The 26525-nt window shown below is 38.4% G+C and carries 18 protein-coding genes and 2 pseudogenes; all 20 read left to right on the top strand.

Annotated elements, in window-relative coordinates; genetic code table 11:
• The first annotated feature begins 18 nt into the window (after positions 1-18).
• The 20 genes and pseudogenes from AKG34_RS25400 to AKG34_RS25310 all read left to right on the top strand — a co-directional run bounded on the left by AKG34_RS25400 (position 19) and on the right by AKG34_RS25310 (position 25455).
• The gene (locus AKG34_RS25400; protein WP_053348947.1) at positions 19-1407 is read left to right on the top strand and encodes a leucyl aminopeptidase family protein; all 1389 of its coding nucleotides are present in this window, start codon (positions 19-21) and stop codon (positions 1405-1407) included.
• Positions 1408-1468: 61 nt separating this feature from the next.
• Complete coding sequence (locus AKG34_RS25395) at positions 1469-2758, top strand: alpha-L-fucosidase (protein ID WP_053348946.1); 1290 nt, start codon at positions 1469-1471, stop codon at positions 2756-2758.
• 194 nt (positions 2759-2952) lie between these two features.
• Positions 2953-3921 carry an ROK family glucokinase gene (locus AKG34_RS25390; RefSeq protein WP_053348945.1) on the top strand — a complete coding sequence of 323 codons (969 nt, stop codon included), beginning with the start codon at positions 2953-2955 and terminating at the stop codon, positions 3919-3921.
• Complete coding sequence (locus AKG34_RS25385; RefSeq protein ID WP_053348944.1) at positions 3918-4592, top strand: copper homeostasis protein CutC; 675 nt, start codon at positions 3918-3920, stop codon at positions 4590-4592. Before AKG34_RS25390 ends, AKG34_RS25385 begins: the two co-directional genes overlap by 4 nt.
• An 18-nt stretch (positions 4593-4610) precedes the next feature.
• Positions 4611-4845: pseudogene (locus AKG34_RS27305) on the top strand (TCP-1/cpn60 chaperonin family protein); the annotation flags it as partial.
• A 137-nt stretch (positions 4846-4982) separates the two neighbouring features.
• Positions 4983-5180, top strand: a complete 198-nt coding sequence (locus AKG34_RS25380) for a site-specific integrase (RefSeq protein WP_236695052.1) — start codon at positions 4983-4985, stop codon at positions 5178-5180.
• A 51-nt stretch (positions 5181-5231) separates the two neighbouring features.
• Positions 5232-5531: a site-specific integrase gene (locus AKG34_RS25375; protein WP_152952415.1), complete on the top strand. Its 300-nt coding sequence runs from the start codon at positions 5232-5234 to the stop codon at positions 5529-5531.
• A gap of 623 nt (positions 5532-6154) precedes the next feature.
• Positions 6155-8509 (top strand): ABC transporter permease, encoded by a 2355-nt coding sequence (locus AKG34_RS25370; RefSeq protein ID WP_053348941.1) that lies wholly within the window; start codon positions 6155-6157, stop codon positions 8507-8509.
• A gap of 169 nt (positions 8510-8678) precedes the next feature.
• A complete protein-coding gene (locus AKG34_RS25365) occupies positions 8679-9446 on the top strand; it encodes an ABC transporter ATP-binding protein (RefSeq protein WP_053348940.1) in 768 nt (255 codons plus the stop codon).
• Between the two features lie 380 nt (positions 9447-9826).
• Positions 9827-9913, top strand: a pseudogene (locus AKG34_RS27795) (IS6 family transposase); the annotation flags it as partial.
• A 272-nt stretch (positions 9914-10185) separates the two neighbouring features.
• Positions 10186-10917 (top strand): GntR family transcriptional regulator, encoded by a 732-nt coding sequence (locus AKG34_RS25360; RefSeq protein WP_053348939.1) that lies wholly within the window; start codon positions 10186-10188, stop codon positions 10915-10917.
• Positions 10910-12454 (top strand): gluconokinase, encoded by a 1545-nt coding sequence (gene gntK, locus AKG34_RS25355; RefSeq protein ID WP_053348938.1) that lies wholly within the window; start codon positions 10910-10912, stop codon positions 12452-12454. Before AKG34_RS25360 ends, gntK begins: the two co-directional genes overlap by 8 nt.
• 18 nt (positions 12455-12472) lie before the next feature.
• Positions 12473-13819, top strand: coding sequence for a GntP family permease (locus AKG34_RS25350; RefSeq protein WP_053348937.1), 1347 nt, complete (start codon positions 12473-12475; stop codon positions 13817-13819).
• A gap of 77 nt (positions 13820-13896) precedes the next feature.
• Positions 13897-15300 carry a decarboxylating NADP(+)-dependent phosphogluconate dehydrogenase gene (gene gnd, locus AKG34_RS25345; RefSeq protein WP_053348936.1) on the top strand — a complete coding sequence of 468 codons (1404 nt, stop codon included), beginning with the start codon at positions 13897-13899 and terminating at the stop codon, positions 15298-15300.
• Between the two features lie 1071 nt (positions 15301-16371).
• Positions 16372-18231: a GAF domain-containing sensor histidine kinase gene (locus AKG34_RS25340; RefSeq protein WP_053348935.1), complete on the top strand. Its 1860-nt coding sequence runs from the start codon at positions 16372-16374 to the stop codon at positions 18229-18231.
• Positions 18206-18847: a response regulator gene (locus tag AKG34_RS25335; RefSeq protein ID WP_053348934.1), complete on the top strand. Its 642-nt coding sequence runs from the start codon at positions 18206-18208 to the stop codon at positions 18845-18847. The genes AKG34_RS25340 and AKG34_RS25335 overlap by 26 nt, the downstream gene beginning before the upstream one ends.
• 272 nt (positions 18848-19119) lie before the next feature.
• Positions 19120-23262 carry a S8 family serine peptidase gene (locus AKG34_RS25330; protein WP_053348933.1) on the top strand — a complete coding sequence of 1381 codons (4143 nt, stop codon included), beginning with the start codon at positions 19120-19122 and terminating at the stop codon, positions 23260-23262.
• Positions 23263-23838: 576 nt separating this feature from the next.
• The gene (locus AKG34_RS29135) at positions 23839-24054 is read left to right on the top strand and encodes a hypothetical protein (RefSeq protein ID WP_236695051.1); all 216 of its coding nucleotides are present in this window, start codon (positions 23839-23841) and stop codon (positions 24052-24054) included.
• A 118-nt stretch (positions 24055-24172) separates the two neighbouring features.
• Positions 24173-24544 carry an SH3 domain-containing protein gene (locus AKG34_RS29130; RefSeq protein WP_236695050.1) on the top strand — a complete coding sequence of 124 codons (372 nt, stop codon included), beginning with the start codon at positions 24173-24175 and terminating at the stop codon, positions 24542-24544.
• A gap of 659 nt (positions 24545-25203) precedes the next feature.
• A complete protein-coding gene (locus AKG34_RS25310; protein WP_053348930.1) occupies positions 25204-25455 on the top strand; it encodes a hypothetical protein in 252 nt (83 codons plus the stop codon).
• Positions 25456-26525 lie beyond the last annotated feature (1070 nt).

The following is a 26525-nucleotide window of genomic DNA, read 5'->3' as shown; positions in this document are numbered from 1 at the left end:
CAAGTGAGGAGAACGAACATGCATATCAATATCGTACCGATTCATGAAGCTAATGATGACACAGTTTATTTCGAAGAGAAATCATGCACTGAATTTGGTAAAGTGCAGCTCATCCCAAAAGAAAAGGAATTGATTGTATACATTGGAATCCACAAAGATTCTCTCACATTGGAGGATGTCCGCTTTTTGGGTGGAATCTCCCGAAAAAGTCTAAAAAACATGAAAGATGCAACTGTTTCGGTAGAGTTTTCATTGATCATTGATCGGGCAGAGAATCCGGAACTTGGGCAAGTCATCAGCAGTTTTATGGAAGGCTGGTATTTGGCCGAATATCAATTTTCATCATATAAAAGGGTTGAGAAATTAAATCATTTAACAGTGAAATGGGAAGATGAAAGTTTAAGGGAATATGATCATGTAGCTCGTATCAGGGCAAATGCGGTCAATCTTGCCAGGGATTTATGTAATGAACCAGCAAATAAATTAACACCAACTGCATATGCTGAACGTTTAAAACAAGTTTTTAGTGGAACAGATGTATCCGTTAAAGTGATTGACGGAAATGATTTATCAAGTGAAGAATTTACCGGGATTCATACTGTTGCAAAAGGAAGTAGTGAACCTGCAAAACTTGTTGTCCTGACGTTGGCTCGTGATGTAAATCAAGAAAAAATCGCTTTAGTCGGAAAAGGAGTTACATTTGATTCAGGAGGAATAAATGTAAAGACCGGGAAAGATATTGGCGAAATGAAAATGGACATGGGTGGCTCGGCTGCGGTGGTAGGTGCGATGAAGCTGTTGGCTGACTCCAACGCAGCCGCAAATGTTGTTGCCATTTTGCCGCTTGTGGAAAACCTTGCTGACGGAAATGCATTTTTGCCATCAGATGTCATTCGCTATCGAAATGGTTTGCATGTAGAAGTAGGAAATACAGATGCTGAAGGACGTTTGATTCTAGCAGATGGATTGCTATATGCACAATTGCTCGAGGCAAAAACCATTGTTGATATTGCCACATTAACAGGAAGTATCGGAAGTGCACTTGGTTTAAAAGCTGCCGGTGTATTTAGTAATGCTGAATCGGACTTGTGGCATTATAAACAACTGGGTGATCAAACAGGTGACCATGTTTGGCCAATGCCGGTGTTTGATGATTATTTATATTATTTGAAAAGCGATTGTGCGGATGTAAATAATATGAGCAGTTCGCAGTTTGGCGGGGCCATTACGGCTGCTTTATTTTTAAAGCAATTTGTGGAGAACGGGATAAAGTGGGTTCATATCGATATGGCGAATACGGTCCGACCTTGGCGTGAACAGGGCTACTATGTAACCGGCGCATCTGGCTTTGGTGTAAGGTTGTTGTTTGAAATGGTTAGATCGGAATTGGATAAATCACAAATTTGACAATTAGAGGTTGCCTAAGAAAAACAATTATAAAATGAAGGTTTTTTATGGAGGGATAATAATGCAGTTGGATTGGCCAGAACATTATGGTGATCCGTCCTGGTTTATACATGATCGGTTCGGTATGTTTATTCATTGGGGCCTGTATTCTTTACGTGCCAAAGATGAGTGGATTATGACGCAAGAGAAAATTTCGAAAGAAGAATATGAACGATACTTGGAACAATTTGAGGCTGACCTTTTTGATCCAAAGAAATGGGTTCAACATGCTAAGCAAAGTGGCATGAAATATATTGTTTTAACAACGAAACACCACGAAGGGTTTGCCTTATGGGACAGTGCCTATACAGATTACAAAATTACAAACACACCTTACGGAAAAGACGTATTAAAGGAATTCGTGGAAGCATGCCGGGAAGAAGAGATGAAAATAGGATTCTACCATTCCGTCATTGATTGGCACCATGAACATTTTACTATTGACGGGTTGCATCCTGCTAGGGAAGATGAAGCCGTAAAACAAGAAAAAAGAGATATGAAGATTTATCAAAAATATTTGTATAACCAGGTGGAAGAGCTTGTAACCAAATATGGTAAAATTGATTACTTTTGGTTTGACTTCTCATATGGTGACCGAGACTGGGGCTGGTCAAAAGGGAAAGGGGCAGAGGACTGGCGTGCAGAAGAAATTGAAAAATTAATCCTGAAACATCAACCCCAAATTATGATCAATAACCGTCTCGGATTGAATCGTGGTGTGTATACGCCAGAGCAATATCAGCCGACAGGAATTTTAACAACATCCGAAAATAAAAAACGTGTATGGGAAGCTTGTCAAACACTTAACGATCGTTGGACATACAACCCAAATAATTTAAACAGGAAATCAGCGGAAATGATTATCAAATTACTGATTGATACTGTTTCAAAAGATGGCAATTTGCTGATGAATTTTGGCCCGACTGCAAGAGGAAATTTTGATGAGGCATCTACCAAAGTTCTTCAAGAGATTGGGGAATGGATGACCTATCACAAACAGTCCATTTATGGTGCCGGTCCATCCAAATTGGATCCACCTCAAGACTGTCGTTTGACGAAAAAAAAGGACCGACTGTTTATTCATTTATTCTCATGGCCATTTAGAACGATCCATTTAAAAGATTTCCCTTATGAAATTAACTATGCACGTTTTCTGCATGACTATTCAGAGGTTCCGGTAAAACGTTTTGATCCGGAAGATTTACTTCATCATGACCGACCAGTAATTGCCGAAAATGAGGTCGTTTTGGAGTTGCCTGTCATAAAGCCAGACCATGTAGTTCCTGTGATAGAAATCGGTTTAAAAAGATAAAACTCAAATAGCAGAAAAATAACTTCAGCCATCATCAAATCTGGAGTTATTTTTTAGCCTGAAATCATGATTAAACTGAAAATTGATGATCATTTACATATTTTAATTTGATATACAAGAACTTTTGACTGGACTTTGTGGCAGCTTCCTGTTTTACCAGCTAACTGACTATTATATTCTAAAGGATGAACAGCATGGAGCAAAAAATAATTGGAATTGACATTGGTGGAACTTATATCAAAATCGGAATCATAAATTTAAATGGAGAAATATTATCTAAATGGGAAATCGATACAAATAAACAAGATCAGGGAAAACATATTGTACATGAGATATGGACATCGATTCAAAATAAATTAACAGCCTCCGAGCTTGAACATTCGTTTCTTGGTATAGGAATTGGCGTTCCGGGGGTTGTTGATGAAACACAAGGGAAAGTTTTAGAGGCTGTTAATATAGGTTGGAAAAACTATGAATTAAAAAAATACCTCAAAGAGAAAACAGATCTCCCTATTCATGTAGAAAATGATGCGAATACTGCCGCACTTGGGGAATACTGGAGAGATACAGAGAAAAATGATGATATGATTGTTGTAACATTGGGAACAGGGGTAGGAAGCGGAATTATTACTGATGGAAAAATCCTGCGTGGTCATAAAGGTCTAGCTGGAGAAATTGGTCACTTTGTAGTGAACCCCAATGGACACCTGTGTAATTGTGATAGAAGAGGGTGTTTGGAAACCATCGCATCCGCAACGGGAATCGTGCGGGAAGCAATGAAAGTTGTGAACCAGGAACCAACCAGCAGACTGGCAATGCTCTATAAGAAAGACGGTCGTTTAACAGCAAAAGATGTTTTTGATTTAGCCAAAGATAGGGATGCACACAGTATACAGATCATCAATCAATTGAATGATGATTTAGGATTTGTTTTGGCTAATGTAGCGACAATTGTGAACCCTGCCAAGATCTTAATTGGTGGAGGTCTGTCAAAGGCCGGTGATGCTTTCTTAAAACGGATCAGGGCCTCTTTCTGGAAACACTCTTTTGAGTGGATTGGTGAAAATACGAAAATAGAATTTACCAGTTTAGGTAATAATGCTGGAATAATCGGGGCTGCTTATTTAATAAGGAAGGCAGTCTATCAGGAGGCTGTGAAATGATTATTGAGGTAATTGGGACACGTTTGAATGATGTGAAAGAAGCAGAATTATACGGTGCCAATCGGGTGGAGCTTTGTCAAAGTATGTCCGAGTCAGGCCTGACGCCGAGTTATGGTTTAATCAAGTCAGCGGTTGAATTGGTGGACATTCCTATTAATGTTATGGTTCGACCACATAGTGATTCATTTGTTTACGATGAAAATGACCTAAAAGTGATGAATGAAGATATTCGGATGATAAAAAAATTAGGGGCAAATGGTATTGTAATAGGACCCTTAACGAAAGAAGGCACAATTGATGAAGCGGCGCTAAAGATATTACTTGAAGAAGCGAATGGGTTGGAAGTTACTTTCCATCGTGCTTTTGATTTTGTGCAAGATCAACAAGTTGCACTTACCACCATTTTAAAATACGAACAAATTACGACAATATTAACAGCCGGAGGAAACGGAATAGCAACTGAATTCGTATCTAATTTAGTGGCACTTAATGATCGAACAAAAAATACTCATCTAACGATCATGCCAGGGAATGGTCTGCGTGTTAATGAATTAGAGGAATTTCATCAAGAAGTAAAACCAAGAGCTCTCCACTTTGGCGCAGGAGTGAGAATTGGTCATACTTTTGCAAATGGACTGTCGGAGGAGAAGTTAAGGCAGGTTCGGGTGTAGGGGGAATGTCACTTCCCGATAAAAGGTGAAAAAGTTGGCGTTGGATACAATGCAGCAACAAACGAATGGGTAAACATGGTTGAAGCAGGAATCGTTGACCCAACGAAAGTAACACGTTCTGCATTACAAAACGCTGCATCCGTAGCTGTAATTGTTCCTAACTACTGAAGTAGTTGTTGCTGAAAAACCAGAACCAGCTGGTGCTCCTGCAATGCCTGACATGGGCGGCATGGGTATGGGCATGGGAATGTAGGTTTAAGCCACATTAACCCTTCCAAAAATGAATGATTAAAAGCATAATTTTTCACTCTTGTGAGAAGTTGTTATGGAGATAACTTTTTACAGAACCAATAGCCACTTCACAGAATTTTCTGTGGGGTGGTTTTTTTGGTGTTAAAATTTGCATTTCAAGATTTTTTAGACGACAGACGCTTTAAAAATACAACTAAGGTAAACATACGCAATTATCAAATGCTTCTAGGTGAGTTCATCAATTATTGTACTGAGCATGAAGTATTAAATGTGGAAGATGTTAATTACAGCCATATCAAGCAGTATCTGCTGGAATGCCAAGAAAAGGGAAATTAAGCTGGCACCATCAACACCAAACTCATGAGAATCAGAGCACTTTTCAACTACATGGTGGAATGCGAGGTAGTCAAAAAGAATCCGGCACTAAAAGTCCGACGCCAAAAGGAAGATGTGAAAATTGATGGTTTCACTGACGAACAGATAAAACAAATGTTGAATTTTTACAGACGAATCCGAAGACGAGAAAAGCAGTATTTTGCTTACAGAGATTATATTATGATTGTGCTTATTTTGGGAACTGGGATTAGAAGGGGAGAATTAATCAATTTATTGATACCGATATTCGAAGATATACAGCTCCGAAAGGTTGTGGTAGGTGAAGAGGTTATTAAACTATATAGAAATTGAGTAGCAAAAAGTAATACGCCTCAAATGATAAGTAATTTTCCGAATGGATCTTTTATTGAAAGTGAAATCATCCAAATTCGAGCTAGAAAGATAGATAAAGATTACTAGACCCATTGTATATCCATATGTTTGAATTAAATTCCTAAATCTTGACCATATGTACGCATTAGTTCATCGATTAACTCTTTGTGATTGTCCGTTGCAGTTGAAGCAATTGTTACTTTTTCCACTTCCTTCCCTCCATTTCGATTAATTTCTTCTAATTAACTCCAATAGTCAACTTACTAAAATAGGGCTGCGGGCTTAGTAAATAATTAGGCTTAAGTTGGTTTGCCTAATAAATACCATTTTGTATGATTACTTTGTACTCTCAATAATCATTCAGGTCAAGTCTACTAAGAAATCAGCATGTATAGTTTTTCAAAGGTTATTGATTAAGATTTTCAACATCCATGCTTAGTGCTTGTTCTGGAAATGAAAAAGTTATAGAAATTAAAAAAGATTCATTAAGAGCATTATTAATTCAAAAGTATATGGAAAATATCACCTTGAAGAAATGAGCAAGATTGATAGAGACAAGGATAAAATAGAAAAAAATTATCTATGTAGAAGGAGGAAAAATATTGTTTTTAAAGATGGTAAAGAATGATTTTGTCAGGCAGAAAATTGTAACAATTTCAGTATTTGTATTTATCGCTATGGCAGTTCTTTTGGGAGCCAGTGCAATAAATAACATTGCCAATCTGATTCAGTCGATGTCGGACCTGCAGGAACGTGCAGTACCAGCTGACATTACGCAGATGCATTCCGGAGAATTTGATCAGGCAGAAATCGATAAATTTACAGAAGAACAGCGTGAGAATATAGCGATGCAGGAGACGATGGATCTTCTGACTTTGGATGGAAGTAATATTCATTTCGGCAATAATCAAACGATGGCTGGAACTGTACAGGATATTTCATTTGTTGTACAGAATAAAAAATTCGATTTTATAATGGATCTGGATAATAAAAAGCTGGATGTAACGAAAGGGGAAGTGGCGGTTCCCATCTATTTCATGCAACAATATGACTTAAAAATAGGTGATACGATAACGGTGAAAAGCGGAGAGTATGAGAATGAGTTTGTCATTTCAGATTATGCAAGAGATTATGAGATGAACTCTTCCCTTACTTCTTCGAAACGGTTTGTTATTAATCAGGCAGACTATAATGAAATGCTTTTAAAGCAGGCCGGGGAACTGGAATATCTGATTGAATTCAAACTGCATGAAAACGGGGATTCTCAAGGACTTCAGACTGCATATATCGAAGGAGGTCTTCCAGCAAACGGTCCTACAGTCGGAGGAAAGATATTTCTGATGTTTAATGCCATGTCAGATGCGGCAGTTGCAATGGTCATTATACTTATTAGTGTTCTGCTGATTATTATAGCTTCGCTCTGTATCAGACTTACGCTTCTGGCAACCATTGATGAAGATTTAAGAGAAATCGGTGTGATGAAAGCAATAGGAATATCAAAAAAAGATATAAAGAAGGTATATCTTAACAAATACAGAGTCATGTCAGTAGTAGCCGGTATAATAGGCTATCTGCTTTCCTTTGCCGTGGTAAATCTGTTTAACGGTAATATGAGACTTTACATATCTTCGGATTTATCAGGAAACTTAAAATATGTACTATCTCTTATAGCTCCATTATTGGTATATTTCATGATTGTGATGTATTGCAAGAAAGTACTGAAAAGAATCGATAAGATTTCTGCGGTAGTAGCCTTACGGAAAGATTCTATGGAGCGTGGAAAGAACCAAAAATACAGTTTTCCACTGCTTAAGAACAAATTCTTCAGCACCAATATTTATATGGGACTTAGGGATGTATGGAAACGATTCAAATTATACAGGCTACTGTTCTTTATTTTTATCGTATGTACGTTTATTGTAATACTTCCTATAAATATTTATAACACCATGAATTCACCGGAATTTTCTACATACATGGGAATAGGAAAGTCCGATATGAGAATCGATCTTCGAAGGACCGATAGTATTACAGAAGATTTTAAAAAGCTGCAGGAAGAGCTGAAAAATGATTTGGATATTGAAAAGTATGCTTCCTACATCACAAGTTCCTACCAGGTCAAAAATGCGGAAGATTCCTGGGACTATATGAATATTGAAACCGGAGATTTTTCCATATTTCCATTAAATTATCTGGAAGGAAGAGCACCGGAGGGTGAAGGAGAAATATCACTTTCCTTTGCCAATGCGTCAAAAGACGGTTTAAACAAGAACGTAGGAGATGAAGTAGCAGTAAACGTTGGCGGGGAAGAAAAGAATTTGAAAGTAACTGGTATTTATCAAGATATTACAAATGGCGGGAAAACAGCAAAGGCGCATACCAGTCTTGGAGTAAATGATGAGGCCGTTCTTTGGTATATTGTGTACATGGATGTGGCTCAAGGCGTTGATATTCGTGAGAAAATGGACTACTACCAGAATGCCTATGATTCTGCGCAGGTCAATGATATCAAAGAATATACACGGCAGACTCTTGGAAATATCATTGATCAGATGAGCACAGTTGTGATAGGCGCATTCGCCATTGCAGTAATCATAGCTGTATTGATCACGGCACTATTCCTTCGGATGCTATTATCAAAGGATATGTCTCAGATTGCAATCATGCGAAGTATGGGATTAACTTCTAAAAACATTAAACATCAATATATGGCAGGAACTATGATGGTACTGATATTGGGAATCATAGTTGGAGTGCTGGCTTCTAATTATTTAGGGGAGTTACTTGTAAGTATGGCAATGTCCACTATGGGAGCTGCAAAAATTGAATTTGTTCATGTTGTATGGCAGACTTGGCTGTTATGTCCGTTAGTGCTGATTGTAGTAGTCGGCTTTACGATATTTGTGTCTTGTAAGGTAGCCGTAAAAGATGATTTATCTGTCGTTTTAAGAAGTTAGAAGTACTGAAAAAAAGGTTCGGGCAGGAAGTGTATCTGCTAAGGCAGAAGAAGTCTCCTGTGTGAAGACCCCTATGCAGATAAGAATGCAGATTCCTGAAAAAAAGCATTCCGGGGCGCCTCTGTGGAAATAAACTTTGATTTTAATATTTGGCATTGGAGGAATATAGATGAGCAATATATTAGAAGCAATAAGTATGAACAAAAAAGTAGAATTAGGAAAAGATAATGAGCTTCATATCTTAAAGGATGTAAACCTGGATATAGAAGAAGGTGAATTCGTATCGGTCATGGGGCCATCCGGAAGCGGGAAATCAACACTTCTGTATAATGTAAGCGGTATGGATAGAATTACTTCCGGCAGTGTGAAATTTAAAGACTGTGAAATTGGCACACTAAAAGAAGAAGAACTGGCGAAGATTCGACTGAATCACATGGGATTTATCTTTCAGGATATTAATCTATTAAAAAATCTGTCATTGATTGACAATATTATGTTTCCTGCTCTTGTATCAAAAGATGCGGATAAAAATGCGGTGTATCAAAAAGCAAAAAAACTGATGGAAATGACAGGAATTGAAAAGCTTGCAGATAATACGATCACTCAAGGCTCTGGAGGCCAGCTGCAGAGAGTCGCCATCTGCAGAGCATTGATAAATGATCCGGATATCATTTTTGGAGACGAACCGACCGGAGCATTAGATTCCAAATCGTCAGCAGACATAATGTCTATTCTGGCAGAGATTAATAATGAAGGGACAACCATCATGCTCGTGACGCATGATGCAAAGGTGGCAGCAAAAACCGAAAGAATATTGTTTATGGTAGATGGAAATCTTGTTGCACAGAAGAAAATGAGTAAATACGATAACCAGCATGACGATATTAAGAAAAGAGAAGAAAGCATTATGAAATGGTTAGTAGAAAATGGATTCTAATTTTTCATTGGCATTCGCATAAAGTTCATATGGAAACTTTATTTGGTAAGTTCGAAAGGAAAAATGAAGAATGTTTGTAAGGAAAGACACGCTAACAATTTGTTAACACAATCAAGCGGAAAACGATAAAATCTCGTTAAAGATGTTACACCACTGATTAGCAAAAACCTTGATATGACACACTTTTAGCACATATCGTTAAAGATATTACAGGCTCTCACCTTACGGGCGGCATGATGTAATCATTGCTTTAAATCCCTTAATATAGGGGTTTAACGAGGATTCAGAAATGAATGCTCACCTAACATGTGAATATCTTTAAAGTATAAGGCCTCCCACAGTTTACTGATGGGTGGCCTTTTCTTATTTGTTGTCAGTGAAGACAAAATTCCATGTTGGGATTGAAATCGTTTCGAACAGCCACCTATATTTTGATTCGTTTCGAAGCTATGCACATGGTTAAATAAATCAACCTCAACAACGGGCAAAGTCTGCCTAAAATGAGGTTGAATTCATTGTTGTTCGGAGTAGCTGCTTAATCCCAAAGTTAACAGGATATTACCATTCTATGTTTCTAATTCATTATTTTTGCACCAGAACCTTTAAAAACACCCAACAAAGTTTGACTTATCTTAACGAGAATCTAGTTAAATTCAATAAAAGAGCGCTTGCATTATTCATTATTTTGATTATAATACTTGTATACAAGTGTACTTGAACTCTATTAGAAGGTGAATTTATGGTCGAATCAAAGGAATTTCTTTATCCTGTAAAATGGCTTTCAAAAGCTTCAGCTGGTGATCGTGTAACATCCGAGCTTAGAATGCGTATTATTTCGGGAATGATTGAAAGCGGTGCCATCCTATCTGAAAATAAATTAGCTGCTGATTTCGGTGTAAGCCGCTCACCCATTCGTGAAGCGTTAAAAATACTGGCCTCTGAAAATATCATCCGATTAGAAAGAATGGGTGCGGTTGTCATTGGTTTAACAGAAAAAGAATATGCAGAAATTTATGATGTACGTTTACTCATCGAGACGTTTGTATTTGAACGGCTAGTAAGGATGGACACGAATGAATTAGTAATGGAACTTAGTAAAATACTAGAAATGATGAAGATTTCCATAAAATACCGAGATGCTGATGAGTTTTCCAATCAGGATGTCCTATTCCACGAAACAATTATTCGGTCGATCAATCATTCCTATATCCTGATGATCTGGGATAATTTAAAACCTGTGATGGAAAGTTTGATTCTTCTATCCATGCGCAGTCGTTTTAAAGAAAAGTATGAAGACTTTACACGGATCATAAATAATCATCAACTTTATATTGATGCGATTAGAACAAAAGATCGAGACCTCATGATTAAGTCGTTACATGAAAACTTTGATGATGTTCAAGAGAAAGTTGAAGACTTATGGATGGCCCAACAGATGCTTTCAAAAGGAGTCGAACAAGAAAATGACTAGCTATATGTTAGGTGTAGACATCGGTACAACAAGTACAAAAGCTGTATTATTTACGAAAAAAGGCGATGTCATTCAGCAAGAGAATATTGGTTATCCTCTTTACACACCGGATATGACAACAGCGGAACAAGACCCTGAAGAGATTTTCCAGGCCGTTTTGAAAGCCTTTTCAAATATAACGAAACAGCATTCAGATAAAAAGATATCATTTATTTCATTTAGCAGTGCGATGCATAGTGTTATAGCTATGGATGAAAATGACCAGCCGCTAACCCCTTGTATCACTTGGGCAGATAATCGCAGTGAAGCTTGGGCTCATAAAATAAAAGATGAATTAGATGGGCATGAAGTTTACAAACGAACCGGAACACCGATTCACCCGATGTCACCATTATCCAAAATCGCCTGGATTGTGAATGAGTGCCCAGAGATCGCAACCAATGTTAAAAAGTATATCGGGATTAAAGAATACATCTTTAAAAAGTTTTTTGATCAATATGTTGTCGATTATTCCCTTGCTTCATCCATGGGCATGATGAATCTCAAAAACTTGGATTGGGATGAGGAATCCCTAAGAATTGCTGGAATAACGCGTGATCAATTATCTGAACTCGTACCAACAACAAAGATCTTTAACAACTGTGACCCGGATTTAGCCAAACAGATCGGGATTGATTCACAAACCTCTTTTGTTATTGGGGCAAGTGATGGTGTCCTTTCAAATCTAGGTGTAAACGCTATCCGGAAAGGTGAAATCGCTGTCACGATTGGGACAAGCGGTGCGATTCGAACGATTATTGACGAGCCGAAAACAGATGAAAAAGGAAGAATCTTTTGCTATGCCTTAACGGAAAAGCATTGGGTGATTGGAGGGCCGGTAAATAATGGCGGGATGGTCCTTCGCTGGATTCGCGATGAATTTGCTTCTTCCGAGGTAGAAACAGCTAAAAGACTTGGAATCGACGCTTATGAAGTCTTAACCAAGATTGCCGAACGTGTAAGACCAGGCGCTGATGGATTGTTATTCCATCCATATCTTGCAGGTGAACGTGCACCATTATGGAATCCAGACGTACGGGGTTCATTTTTCGGATTAACACTCTCGCATAAGAAAGAACATATGATTCGAGCGGCTCTAGAAGGAGTCATTTACAATTTATATACAGTATTTTTAGCTTTAACCGAATGTATGGACGGTCCCGTGACCCGAATTCAAGCTACGGGAGGCTTCGCAAGGTCGTCTGTTTGGCGGCAAATGATGTCCGATATCTTCGAATCAGAAGTCGTGGTTCCAGAAAGCTACGAAAGTTCGTGCCTGGGTGCTTGTATATTAGGATTATATGCCACCGGGGAAATTGATTCCTTCGAAGTAGTTTCTGAAATGATAGGCAATACCCACAAGCACACACCGAAAGATGATTCTGTAAAAGAATATAGGCAACTACTGCCGATTTTTATTAACCTATCAAGGGTATTGGAAAACGAATATACACAGATTGCGAATTATCAAAGAAACTTAATAAATGCTACAAAGTAAAGACATGGAGGAATTACAATGCCATTAGTTATTGTCGCTTTAGGAATTGTCGCTTTATTAATTTTAATAATGGGCTTAAAATTAAACACCTTTATTTCCTTAATCATTGTATCGTTTGGAGTAGCTTTAGCACTTGGGATGCCACTTGAGGGAATTGTCAAAACCATTGAAGCTGGATTAGGCGGAACACTTGGTCACTTAGCGTTAATCTTTGGACTTGGAGCGATGTTGGGTAAGTTAATCGCAGATTCAGGCGGGGCGCAACGCATTGCCATGACCCTTGTTAAAAAATTCGGTGAAAAGAATATTCAATGGGCAGTCGTAGCAGCATCATTTATTATCGGTGTCGCATTATTTTTTGAAGTGGGATTAGTATTATTAATTCCAATCGTATTTGCGATTTCAAGAGAATTAAAAGTTTCGATATTGTATCTTGGTATTCCAATGGTTGCAGCATTATCCGTAACACACGGTTTCTTACCGCCGCACCCAGGACCAACCGTTATCGCTGGTGAATATGGTGCAGACATTGGTCAGGTTTTACTTTACGGCTTCATTATTGCGGTTCCAACCGTTATTTTAGCTGGACCAGTATTCACGAAGATAGCTAAAAAGCTCGTACCTGCATCATTTACGAAAACAGGCAGCATTGCCTCTTTAGGAGAACAAAAATCATTTAAACTTGAAGACACACCTGGATTTGGGATCAGTGTATTTACCGCTTTACTGCCCGTTATTTTAATGTCAATTGCTACAATTATTACTTTGATGCAAAAAACAATGGGCTTTGAAGACAATGGTTTACTAGCAGCTGTCCGTTTTATTGGCGAAGCCGGTACTTCCATGTTGCTTTCCTTATTATTTGCGGTTTATTCAATGGGATTAGCAAGAAAGATTCCAATGAAAGATATTATGGAATCGTGTACCTCAGCAATCTTACATATCGGAATGATGCTCTTAATCATAGGGGGCGGCGGAGCCTTCAAGCAAGTATTGATCGACGGCGGTGTAGGTGACTATGTAGCTGAATTATTCAAAGGAACATCATTATCACCAATCCTGCTTGCCTGGATCATCGCGGCAATCCTACGTATTTCCTTAGGATCTGCTACCGTTGCTGCCTTAACGACAGCTGGTTTAGTAATTCCGATGTTAGGTCAGACGGACGTTAACCTTGCTCTAGTAGTACTTGCTACAGGAGCGGGAAGTTTAATCGCTTCACACGTTAACGATGCTGGTTTCTGGATGTTTAAAGAGTATTTTGGTTTAAGCATGAAAGAAACATTTGCAACGTGGACCTTGCTTGAGACGATTATTTCAGTAGCTGGATTAGGATTTATTCTATTACTAAGCTTATTTGTATAGGCCTCCCCGGCAGTAAATCCCCCACTTATGGTAGGGATTTACTGCCTATTATTCTTACATAAAAGGAGCATAAATAAATGTTTAATACAATTGGTGTCATTGGTTTAGGGGTAATGGGCAGTAATATAGCTTTAAATATGGCTAGTAAAGGGGAACAAGTAGCTGTCTATAACTACACAAGAGATTTAACGGATCAGCTTGTTGCTAAATTGGACAGTCAGTTGCTCCATCCGTATTACGAAATCCAGGACTTTGTTCAGTCACTAGAAACTCCAAGAAAGATTTTTCTAATGGTGACGGCGGGTAAGCCGATCGACTCGGTGATCAATTCATTACTTTCTCATCTTGAATCAGGCGATATTATCATGGACGGCGGTAACTCCCATTACGAAGATACTGAACGCAGATATGATGAATTGAAATCTAAAGGAATCAGTTATTTAGGAATTGGTATTTCTGGTGGAGAAGTCGGGGCGTTAAAAGGGCCTTCAATCATGCCAGGTGGAGATAAAGAAGCCTATGAAAAAGTAGCTCCGATTCTGACAAAAATCGCAGCCCAAGTAAATGATGACCCTTGCTGTACCTATATCGGTCCAAAAGGAGCAGGTCATTTTGTAAAAATGGTACATAACGGAATTGAGTATGCAGATATGCAATTAATCGCCGAAGCCTATACGTTTTTAAGAGAAAAGTTGCATTTAGAAGTTAATGAAATTGCTGAAATCTTTGAAACATGGAATCAAGGCGAACTGAAAAGTTATTTAATCGAAATCATAGCCGAAATTTTAAGGAAAAAAGATGAAGTAACGGGTTTACCCTTGATCGATGTGATTCTTGATAAGGCAGGACAAAAAGGCACGGGTAAATGGACCAGCATGCAAGCTATTAATAACGGAATACCAGCATCGATTATTACAGAGTCTTTGTTTGCACGTTACATTTCCGCTCTAAAAGAGGAACGGGTTAACGCAGAAAATATTCTAACAGGCCCTGAGAACGTTCAGCAAAAATTAGATGAAAATGAGTGGATTGACTATATTAGACAAGCATTATATATGGGAAAAGTTTGTGCGTACGCGCAAGGTTTTACTCAATATAAAATGACTTCTGAACTTTACGGTTGGGATTTGCCTTTAAAGGATATTGCACTGATTTTCCGCGGAGGTTGTATCATTCGTGCAGAATTTTTAAACGTCATTAGCGAAGCCTATCAAGAGCAGCCGAATCTGGCTAATTTATTAATCTCACCATATTTTGCTGAAAAGGTTACAGATTACCAGGTAGGATTGCGAAAGGTTGTCTGTGAAGGAATAAATTCTGGTATATCGTTTCCATGTTTAAGTGCTTCACTTACTTATTACGATAGTTATCGAACAGGCATCTCAAATGCAAACCTTTTGCAAGCACAACGTGATTATTTTGGTGCACATACCTATGAACGACGTGATTTAGCAGGAGTCTTTCACACAAACTGGCAGTGATAGAAAGTGACAAAAGAAACAGTCATTTTTCAATAACCGTTCATGAATTTGAGATGAAGAAATTTGATAAACTCTTAAAAAATCAGTAAAAAAGTATAATGATTTCTTAATTAATTTAAGCAGAAATATACATAGCCAATTCAATGACTTTGTATATTTCTGCTTTTCTTTATAACATAAAAACCTAATTTACTTATGATACGGTTCACCGAGCTTAATATTATACTTATCAATAAAACACAATCCAATCTTTTATCAACAATCTGGCCCTTAACATAAAGGGGTTCTGCCGACAAAACGCGGATAATATACGTTAAGACAATTTAAAAGCCTGTTTTTTTATCGGCTATAAATGACTTTACTTCCTTCAAATCAAGACCAGTAACTTCTCCATTCCCTATAACATGATCAAACCCACAAGCTGAAACATTCAACCCAAGTAATAAAACAAGACACCCATTAAGAACCCTTTGAAAGTTCTTTTATTAATCTCCTCTTAGTTTTATTATAATAATATTGCACCTTTCACAGTTTTGCTGGGAGATTCAAATTCATAGATTGCTATCAAGGTAGTTATGGCTAAACTTCTTGGGCAATTCATTGAAATGGGACTGATACATATGCCTCTTCAATTCGGTTTCGTATTTCTAGATTGGTATAGAGAAACGCCTAAGATAAACCTGATACCATCGCAACTCGGTTAAAGATAATTTTAGCTTTTGTTTTTATAAGACGTTGTAAAACCTGGGAAAATGCTTTGATATACTTTGAGATTGCATCTAAAAGAATCCTCCGTCGAATAAAGAGATTTAAACTTTGGGTCATGGGGATGAAGTTTAGTTTACTTACACTTTTTGTACTATATAGTCTACAACAAAAGACCATGACATTTACAACATTTGATGAGCAGGCAAATAAAGAATCTAATAGTATACTAGTATTGTGTCTTCCCATTTAGGGTAATGGCACAGCCGGTGATTGGCTAGTGGGTATTTTGCCATTTTGCCAGTGCCGGTTTTTTGTTAGATAATGATAGATAATGATTCTTGAAAATAAAGGAAGGTGCCGTTTTTGAAAAAGATAGATTCTATCACTAGGAGGGAACAAATAGCGAGTTTTTATCTTTATTCTATTTCTTTTCTTGGTATGATTGCTGTTATCAATTCCATATTTAAAAGTGAAATGCCTTCTGAATTCATAATCGTTTTGTTGTTAGCTGTGTTTATGGGGATTATTGAGTATTTTCCTATCCGTATTGGAAGAGGAGGTATTACACTCAGTCTTACGCTTATTTATCCAATGAATTGGGAGTTTGGTATACATATAACGGTTATTGCTTGTGTATGTGTGATGGTATTTACACATACCCTTCGCCGCTTACCAATACAAAGAACACTATTTAATTGCACTCAATTTGCTTTTAGTATCACTTTGGCAGACTGGTTTTCCAACGAATGTATTTCTTTTTTTATTACGGAGATGAACCTGCCAGTTTTATATGAAGAGTTAATAAGCTTGCTTTTATTTACCGTATTTTTTTGCCTTTTCAACACCCTTTTATATGATCTTTTAATGGTGATTCTGCCTCAGCAATATCCACTAGAACAGTGGTACAAGAAAAATATATTTTTATTTTTGAGCGCAAGTTTTTGTTTATGTTACGCCTCCCTTATGTATATCTTAGAACATCGCTATCGAGGGGAGTTGGATGGAATTACCGTTCTGTTCTTCTTTTTCCCACTTGTAGCAATCTGCGCCATCAGCTCCTTCATGAGGCAAATACGGATTGAAAAAGAACGATTATATTCCCTTTTTACCATTACGACGGAGTTAAGTCACGGGCTGTCTGCCGGAAACTTAGATCAAATGAAACAATCACTTAAAGGATTCTTGGGAATACAAGCGTATGCTTTATGGGCAAAAGATGAGGGGGATTGGCAGCTTCTATTAAAGGATGGAAAAGTACATTCCAATATTTCAAGTTCTTCAGATATCCATCCGAATTTTGAAGAAATATCTGAAACCTTTGTTGTTACTGATTGGAAAACAGGTATGGCCCCGGGAGATGAAGTATTTGAAGATGTCATACGTTCCCTTGTCTACCTACCTCTTATAGTAAATCATGAATTGGTAGGGATGTTTGTTGCAGGTAAAAGCAGGAGGGCGAGTTTTATTACCGAAGATATACAGTCCTTATCTACGTTTGCCAATCAATTGGGCAGCTTGCTGAAAACACGGTCCCTCGTCGCCGAACAAGAAAAACGAATGATTCTAGAAGAAAGAAATCGGCTTGCCCGGGAAATTCACGATGGAATTGCACAAGTATTAGCCGGGGTCATATTTCAGCTGGAATCAGCTCTGAGGCAGTCCGCAGATCAATCAGGAAACATGGAGAAAATGGTAGACAAAAGTATAAAAAAATTACGGAAGAGTTTAGGTGAAGTTCGCTATTCTATCTATGCTTTAAAGCCATATCCTACCCAAAGGCTAGGGTTAAAACAAGCGATTGCAAATAAAATTCAATCGATAAAACAAGAAAATAATCTAGCGATTAAATATCATGAAAGGGGCCGTTCTCGAACACTCAGTTTTACAAAAGAACGGGCCATCTTCGATACTTTACAGGAAAGCTTGCAGAATATTGTAAAACATGCAAAAGCGGACGAAGTTGACATTCTTCTAAGCTATCAACGTGAACATGTGCTTTTAAAAGTGAAGGACAACGGGGTTGGCTTTTCCCTTTTTGAATCCATGATTAAAACAAAGCATGAGCCCCATTATGGCATTTTACATATGAATGAACAAGCTGAACAGCTGGGTGCTACCCTTCAGATTGATAGTTCCACAGGAAAAGGTACAGAAATTACATTGTTCATTCCAGATTCTGAAACAAGGGAGGAGTATCATGATTCAAATATTATTAGTAGATGATCATACGGTCTTGCGTGATGGAATTCGGAGTATATTGGATCTCGAATCAGATATCCGAGTCGTGGGAGAAGCCGTGTCCGGGGATGAGGTGTTGAAGAAAGTAGAGGAGTATCGACCTGATTGTATTTTGATGGACATCAATCTCCCTGGAAAGAATGGCATTGAGGTTACGTCCCTCGTGAAAAGTCAGTATCCGAATTGCCGCGTTCTTGTATTGACGATGTTTGAAGATAATGAATACTTAATGGAAGCACTTCGGGCTGGTGCAGATGGCTATTTATTGAAGGATTCGTCATCCGAACAAGTGGTAGCAGCGATTCGAATGGTGTCACAAGGGGATTCGGTTATTCATCCTCGCATGACCAAAAAGCTGATAACGTATCATCACCAGCAAACGAAATCAGAGCTAAACGAAAATATTCTGACTAAGCGTGAAAAAGAAATACTGTTTGAGTTGGCCAAAGGTCTTAGTAACAAAGAAATCGCTGAAGCCTTATTTATCAGTGATAAGACCGTCAAAATTCACATCAATAAGATTTTCAAAAAGCTGAATGTGAAAAGCCGTTCACAGGCAGTCATTTACGCCGTTCGAAATCAACTTGTTCCATTTTCATAAATCATAATCACTTAAAAGGTTAAAAGAACTGTTCAGTACCCTTATTATTTTTCTTTAATAACAGATCTGGAATAGTTCTTTAGTTATATATCGATCTAGAACCAATAGATGAAAAATTACTTCTTATGATTAATTTTCAGAAAAGTAGAAATATGGGATGATATATTGAATCTTAGTTTACTAGATTTATGAATTCATCTTTAAATGAATTGTTTATGAAGAACAAATGTTTAGAGAGAAAATAGCAATTATATAGGATAAGGGGATGCGGTATGAAGAGGAAAAAAATCAGTAAGATTCTTACAGGAACGCTAGCTGTTGGCATGTTATTATCTCAAGGCGCTCCGTATAATGTATTGGCGAAAAGCCCGTTTGAGCTGAATCCAGTGGAAAATGCGGAAGAGATCTTAGCGAGCCTGTCTGCAGAACAAAGAAAGGCGTTAGAGCAATTGGATGCGAATCCAAACTTTACGATTTCTCCGGATATTAATGCGAATAGTCCGGAACTAGTCAAAGTCATTGTGGAATTTGAACAGGCGCCAGCCAAAATAGAAGTGATGAAACAAGCGGCGAAAGGAAAGAAACTATCTTCTGCTGATGCGAATGAGAAAGTGAAAAAAGCTCATAAAGATTTTAAACAGCATGTGCAATCATTGAAATCACAGAAAAACGTGACTAATTACAAAGTGGAAGATGTAAAGATCACAAGAGAGTATAAAAACGCCATCAACGGTGTAGCGATGACACTGCCTGGTGTGGCAGTTAAGGATTTGCTGCAATCTGGAGTAGTTAAACGTATTTTTAAAGATTACGAGGTAAAAGTGGAACCGCCGGTAAAAACGAAAGAAGCCATTGAGCCGAAAATGGCAGACAGTATTCCGCAAATTGGCGTGGACAAGCTGCATGCCGAGAACATTACCGGTAAGGGAATAAAAGTCGGTGTTCTTGATACAGGTATTGACTACAATCATCCTGACTTAAAAGAAGCTTATAAAGGCGGATATGATTTTATAGATAATGATGCCGATCCAATGGAAACGACCTACGAGGATTGGATAAATGCTGGCAAGCCGGAAGAACCAGGCTATGTGTATTACACAAACCACGGGTCACATGTCGCAGGGACGATTGCAGCCCAAAAGAAAAACAATGTGGATTATGCTGTGAAAGGGGTAGCACCTGAAGTAGATTTATATGCGTATAGAGTATTGGGACCTTGGGGAGGGGGAAATACACAAGGAATCCTTGCTGGAATCGATCAAGCGATTGAAGATGGCATGGACGTCATCAATATGTCGCTTGGCGCGCAGACTAACGATCCTTTATACGCCACTTCTGTCGCAGTAAATAACGCCATGCTTTCAGGCTTGGTGACCGTCGTTGCTGCAGGTAACGCCGGACCGAACGAGAAAACTCTTGGTTCTCCGGGAACAGCGGCTCTTGGCATATCAGTAGGTGCAAGCGATGCCTCCATGTCCATTCCTGCATTTAATGGAAGCGCTTCCGACGAGAAATTTGAAAATATGCAGCTCATAGGCAAAGATTTTTCTGATCGATTAGAAGAATTGCAAGGGAAATCCTTACCAATTGTATTTGCAGGACTTGGTAAAGCAACTGATTTTGCTGGGAAAGATGTCAGCGGGAAAATTGCGTTGATTCAGCGCGGGGAACTTGCGTTTGATGAAAAAATCAAAAACGCCAAAAACGCTGGGGCTAAATCAGTGATAGTGTATAACAATGTCGACGGGCAAATACCTGCCTACTTGGGTGAGGCCGTCGGGTTAGTCCCTTCTTTCCGCCTGTCAAAAGCGGATGGTGAGCGATTAAAGGGGCTGGGCGAAGGTTCTTTCACTTTTGAAACGTTAAATAACACAAAAACGGAAGGCGATCATTTAGCAGATTTCAGTTCACGCGGACCGGTAAATGGAAATTATGATATAAAGCCGGATGTAGTCGCTCCAGGTGTGTCGATATTCTCTACGACACCGGAATTCATCAACGATCCGCAGGACGGTATTAATTACGGGAATGCCTATGTGCGCATGTCGGGTACATCGATGGCTACGCCACACGTGGCAGGTGCAGCAGCATTGATTTTGCAGGAGCATCCGGAATACACTCCTTTTGATGTAAAAGCGGCACTCATGAATACATCGAATGATTTAAAAGGGAATAATTCTGTATACGAAGTGGGTGCAGGACGAATCGATGCCTATCAAGCGGTTCATACAGATACATCCATCAAAGTATGGGATAAGACAAAAAATATCGAAAATGGAAACGTCGTAGAAATTGACGAACAAACAGGTTCTATCGTATTCGGCAGATATTATAAAAAAGGTAATGAACCAATTGAAGCAAGCAAAAAGGTGACGGTTCAAAACAACAGCCAGGAAGAGAAATCTTTTAAACTAGAAGTGGAGTATCATGGCGAGCGTAAAGGCATTCAAGATGCCGTGAAGAACGGTGTAAAAGTGGCGGTGCCTTCATCGATTACAGTGGGAGGCGGCCAAGTACAGGAGCTCCAGCCAAAAATAACGATTCCAACCAGCGCTGCGGCAGGAAGATATGAAGGGTACATTCATGTGACCAATACCAACAATCCAGACGAAACCTATCAAATTCCATTTGCTGTTATGGCGACGGAGAAAGGATTTGATTATGTCAAAGCGACTAGACCATCCGTGACAAATACAACACCTTTCTGGGAACTTAATGACACAAGGATCCATTTCATCATGAAGTTGAACAGTCCAATGACAACGATGGATGTGCTTGTAAAAGACAGTAAAACAGGAAAATCTGTAGGGTTCATAGGGACAGCGAACACTAACTTTCCAATAGATAGAGAAGTGTATCTTACGGGTGCGTTCAGTGGTACGGTCTTACCATTTACAAATGATCCGTCCCAGCCAATCAGTGATATTCCTATAAAGCTTCCAGCAGGCGACTATATACTGGAACTGATTGCACACGATGAGGAAGGGAAAACATATGTGGTAGACAATCCACTTATCGTGGACAATACAGCACCAGAAGTCAACATGGATATAAAATCGGGTGTAATCGAAATCAATGATTCTATGTTTACAGTAGAAGATGGCCAAAAAGCGGTGTGGCTGCATGGAACAGCTAAGGATGAGACAGTGGATCTATTACAATCTAAAGGGTTGGACATCGATCAATCGTCCAACACTATGGCTTACTATACAGGTGCCTCTGGATATATGGCTGGGTTCTTCCCGATTCAAGCGAATGGAGATGTAAAGTTAGGAATTGAGGAAAGTGATATTACAAAACAACCTATGAGATTGTGGTTGAGAACGTGGGATACTGCAACGGCAGTTGGTTACCAAAAGTATTACTTCATGAAAGAAGGAACGGAATATACGACTTCCAGTTATAACAAGAAAGAGTTAAAAGTCGACGATAGCTTTACGATGACACTCAGTCTTAATAATGTGAAACAGCTTGTCTCGGGAGAATTTAATGTAGAGTACTACAAAGACTTCTTCAAGTTTTCGAACGTGAAGCTGAACAAGGCAGTCAAACAATATGCAAAGGAAAAAGGCTTACAGGTATCACTAGATAAACCTGTTGTGACGGAAGGTACATTCAATAATAGTTTGAAAATCGGTGCTTCCATTACTGGAAATGCATTCAGAGGACTGGATGGAGACATGCCGTTCCTCGATGTAACGTTTAAAGTATCGAATGATGAAGTTTACGATGAAATTCCTGGATTTGAGGTAAAGAAGGGGTCTTATAAGAAATCCGGACAAACAGCAGACACTGCTATTCCTTTTTACGGCACTGAAGATCTTAAATTAATTCCTACACATACACAGTTGCTGGGATCCATCTTACCGGAAGCATTTTTGATATATGAATCAGGAGCAGCATTTTTGAAAAAAGCGGATTACTCAAAAATAGGAGCACAAGTATACGCTCTCTCTAGAAGTGGTAAAAAATATCCAGGAACAATTGATAAGAGTGGAAAATTCACAGTCAATGATATTCCTGCTTCCGATCAAGTATATACAGCTGTTTTTGATGTTCCGGGGCATCTGAAAGTGATGAAGAAGTTCATTCCTGGATATCATGAAAAAGGTGAGCTACGTGGGCAATTTCTTAGAATTGGTCAGAGAAGTCTTGCAGGGGATGTGAATGGCGACAAAATGATTGATATCCTCGATATCCAGAGTGTCGTTGATGCATATGGTACGAAGGATTCATCCATCGTGCCGCAAGATCTCAATCAAGATGGTGTGGTAGACGAGACAGACATTCGCTTCGTTGAGAAAAATTTCTTAACGAAGGGACCGGATGCGCCTGCCGATAAACAGCCAAAAGAAAAAATTGGCAAAAAAGGTCTGGAATACTTCCTGCGCCTGATCGGATTGGAGCCAAAGTAATAGCAATAGCAAGAATAGAAGGGGAGGAATGCAGAGCATTCCTCCCCTTCTTTTTTATAAAATAAGAAGAGCAGAGTTAAGAAAAGTTGATAAGTCCTCTTTTTTAGAAGATATGTACGGAGTACCAGATTTCTTCAACAAAAGGGCACCGACCCATCAGGTTAACGCTGCTGAATCTCCTTTACTCCTGCACCTGCTTCAATTAAAAGGGATGTGTGAGTAGATAAGAGGGGTCGATGTATCTTAAGTGATTATACGAAATTGTGCGTGTGTGTAATTTGCAACAAAAAAGGGGGAAATCTTGAGTATAAAGGCTGGACAGTTTGCTAAAGGTACGGGGCCAGGCGCCATGCCCAACCAAGATGTAACACCCACAATGGATAAGGCTAGATAGAGGCTATACAAGAGAAGGAAGGTAAGCGAATAGATGATCTAAACGTATATGGAAGTAGAAGAAAGGAAAAGGAAATCTTATCGGTATCCCTAACAATTTCTGGATAGTCTATACTTATCTAGACAGAAAATTTAAGGTCAGGTAGACTACAGATACAACTAGTTATAGAAAAGAGGTCCGATATGCGACGTGATATTCAACTGAATGAACGAGCTTTCTCTTCCAAGGAAGTGGCAGAAGAAGTGGGGATTGCAACTCCCACTGTTCGAAAGTATGGTCAAATCTTAGAGCGGAATGGATATGAGTTTTTGAAAGATGGAGATCGACGTATCTTTGTTCAATCTGACATCGGAGCGCTTATAGCGCTACGCGCTACGGACAAGCCACGATACAGCTAAAGACCTTGTATATCAACAAAAAGAAAGATTAGAAGGATCCTATGAAACAGAGGTAGCGATACCCGATACATATGAAGAAAATTTACCCCAGGACCCCAAACAATTAAAAGAGGTCTTAATGTTTTTAGTCAATGAACTCGCAGCCACACGTGAAATGAATGTCCAACTGACAAACGATATGTCAGAGCTTAAAACAAAGGTTTCCCGGCTCCAGCAAGATCATCATGTTATAAGTTCTAGTATTGGAAATTCAGCGCAAAGAACTAATGCTAAAATTGAACAATTAACTGAACAACAAAATAACCATTACGAAACATTGCTACAACAAGAAAAACAAAAAAGTGAACTCTTACAAAAAGAAATACAAAATATGCGGGTCGAACAGAATAAAGAATGGACTTCCCAAAATGAGTTTAATAAACGTTTAGAAGAAGCGATACAAAAACGTTCAGAAAAATGGTGGGGGCTTTTCTCCATATTCAGAAAATAAGGTGACCGTTAAGTTTTTTTTGCCCAACTGTGTAATGATTCTTGGAAGCAAATTATTGATGTAGAAACATTTGATAAATCTTTTTTAAATATATAATGATGGATAAAAGTATTGAGATGCCAACCCACAAAACTTTAATGAAATCATAGAGCTATATGATTCGCGTAGCTGAAACACAGAATTAAGAAAGAGTAATTCAACTTTACAGGATTTGGTATCTGCTATGTAAGAGCTCGGCGATACCAATGTATTGACGTTCTATAGGCAAACGAAGGCTCAATTGAAATTCATTGGAGATTTGTTTAAGCGATATGCATCTAAAACAAAATACACAAGCAAGCAAAAAAGGCATGCTTGATAAAAAGTTGAGGAGGTTGAAAACTTGCATTCAAAAACAAGAGTCCTCCTTAATAGAGTTGCTCCAGACAGGGGGTGACCGTCTCCTTTTTGTATGTTTCGTATCGTTGGGCGATATAACATGCAAATAAATTCAAAACCTTTAGGTTTAATAGAAAAGCTGGGTTCGATATACAAGCATGATATACATCCGAATGAACGAGTATTCTCTTCTAAGGCAGTACCAGAAGAAGTGGGGATGCAACACCCACTGTTCAAAAGTATGGTCAAAACTTAGAACGAAACGGATATGAGTTTATAAGATGGTGATTCCTATCTTTATTCACTCCGACATCGAAGCGCTCATAGCGTTACGCGATACGGACAAGCCCCTAGACGATACAGCTAAAGACCTTGTGTATCAACAAAAAGATAGATTAGAAGAAACTAATGAAACAGAGATAGCGATACCTGATACATTTGACAATTCAATCCATAATCCCAAACAATTAAAAGAGATTTTAATTGTTTTAATCAATGAACTCGTAGCTACGCGTGAAATGACCGTCCACTGACAAACGATATGCCTCAGCTTAAAACAACAGTTTCCCAGCTCCAGCAAGATCCATGTCCTTAATAGTGTTCCTCAAGAAAGGGGCTGATCGGTTCTTTTGTGTGTTTCGTATCGCTGGGCGATATAACATGCAAATAAATCTACAGAACCTTCATCTTTAATAGAAAGAGGGAGCCGATATGCGACAGGGTATACATCCGAATGAATGAGCATCCTCTTCCAAGGAAGTGGCAGAAGAAGTGGAGATACAAAATCCACTGTTTGAAAGTATTTTTAAAACTTAGAGCGATATGGATAGGAGCTGTTAAAAGATAGCGATTGGCATATCTTCGTTCAATCCGATATCGAAACGCTTATAGCGTTACGCGATACGGGCAATCCCCTAAACGATAGAGCTAAAGATTCTTGTATCAAGAAAAAGAAAGATTAGAAGGAACCAATGAAACAGAAATAGCGATACCCGATACATATGACAATTTATTTAACCCATGTTCCCATTCAATTAAAATAGATCGTAATGTTATTAACCAATGAACTCGCGCTCCGCGTGAAATGAACATCTAACTGACAAACGATATGTCATAGCTTAAAACTGAACAACAAAGAACCCATTACGAAATATTACTGTAATAAGAAAAAGGTTTCATTACCTTTTCTTTAGTCTCCTTTACGATATTAAGGTGTTAATTTACGTTATGACTATTTAAACCTAAGGCACCCAAATCAAAAGTAGAAATTCCTTTGTTCCAACTATTCGGAATCACCATTTTCAAATTTCAACAATTTCCCGAGAAATATCTACAAATTCTGAGTAGATATCGACAAAATGCGATACCCGATACATATGACAATTTATTTAATCCAGGTTCCCATTCAATTAAAATAGATCTTAATGTTATTAACCAATGAACTCGCAGCTCGCATGAAATGAACATCTAACTGACAAACGATATGTCATAGCTTAAAACTGAACAACAAAGAACCCATTACGAAACATTACTGCAATAAGAAAAAGGTTTCATTACCTTTTCTTTAGTCTCCTTTACGATATTAAGGTGTTAATTTGCGTTA

Source organism: Peribacillus butanolivorans, assembly GCF_001273755.1.
Classification (GTDB): domain Bacteria; phylum Bacillota; class Bacilli; order Bacillales; family DSM-1321; genus Peribacillus; species Peribacillus butanolivorans.
This window is presented reverse-complemented; position numbering and strand designations above follow the sequence as displayed.

What these genes read in the sequence shown, in the direction of transcription:
- AKG34_RS25375 (WP_152952415.1), top strand. Translation starts at nt 5,232, where the DNA reads ATGGTGGAATGCGAGGTAGTCAAAAAGAATCCGGCACTAAAAGTCCGA.
- gntK (WP_053348938.1), top strand. Translation starts at nt 10,910, where the DNA reads ATGACTAGCTATATGTTAGGTGTAGACATCGGTACAACAAGTACAAAA.
- AKG34_RS25335 (WP_053348934.1), top strand. Translation starts at nt 18,206, where the DNA reads ATGATTCAAATATTATTAGTAGATGATCATACGGTCTTGCGTGATGGA.
- AKG34_RS29130 (WP_236695050.1), top strand. Translation starts at nt 24,173, where the DNA reads ATGTTTTTAGTCAATGAACTCGCAGCCACACGTGAAATGAATGTCCAA.
- AKG34_RS25330 (WP_053348933.1), top strand. Translation starts at nt 19,120, where the DNA reads ATGAAGAGGAAAAAAATCAGTAAGATTCTTACAGGAACGCTAGCTGTT.
- AKG34_RS25390 (WP_053348945.1), top strand. Translation starts at nt 2,953, where the DNA reads ATGGAGCAAAAAATAATTGGAATTGACATTGGTGGAACTTATATCAAA.
- AKG34_RS25350 (WP_053348937.1), top strand. Translation starts at nt 12,473, where the DNA reads ATGCCATTAGTTATTGTCGCTTTAGGAATTGTCGCTTTATTAATTTTA.
- AKG34_RS25365 (WP_053348940.1), top strand. Translation starts at nt 8,679, where the DNA reads ATGAGCAATATATTAGAAGCAATAAGTATGAACAAAAAAGTAGAATTA.
- AKG34_RS25400 (WP_053348947.1), top strand. Translation starts at nt 19, where the DNA reads ATGCATATCAATATCGTACCGATTCATGAAGCTAATGATGACACAGTT.
- AKG34_RS29135 (WP_236695051.1), top strand. Translation starts at nt 23,839, where the DNA reads ATGCGACGTGATATTCAACTGAATGAACGAGCTTTCTCTTCCAAGGAA.
- gnd (WP_053348936.1), top strand. Translation starts at nt 13,897, where the DNA reads ATGTTTAATACAATTGGTGTCATTGGTTTAGGGGTAATGGGCAGTAAT.
- AKG34_RS25310 (WP_053348930.1), top strand. Translation starts at nt 25,204, where the DNA reads ATGGTGATTCCTATCTTTATTCACTCCGACATCGAAGCGCTCATAGCG.
- AKG34_RS25395 (WP_053348946.1), top strand. Translation starts at nt 1,469, where the DNA reads ATGCAGTTGGATTGGCCAGAACATTATGGTGATCCGTCCTGGTTTATA.
- AKG34_RS25360 (WP_053348939.1), top strand. Translation starts at nt 10,186, where the DNA reads ATGGTCGAATCAAAGGAATTTCTTTATCCTGTAAAATGGCTTTCAAAA.
- AKG34_RS25385 (WP_053348944.1), top strand. Translation starts at nt 3,918, where the DNA reads ATGATTATTGAGGTAATTGGGACACGTTTGAATGATGTGAAAGAAGCA.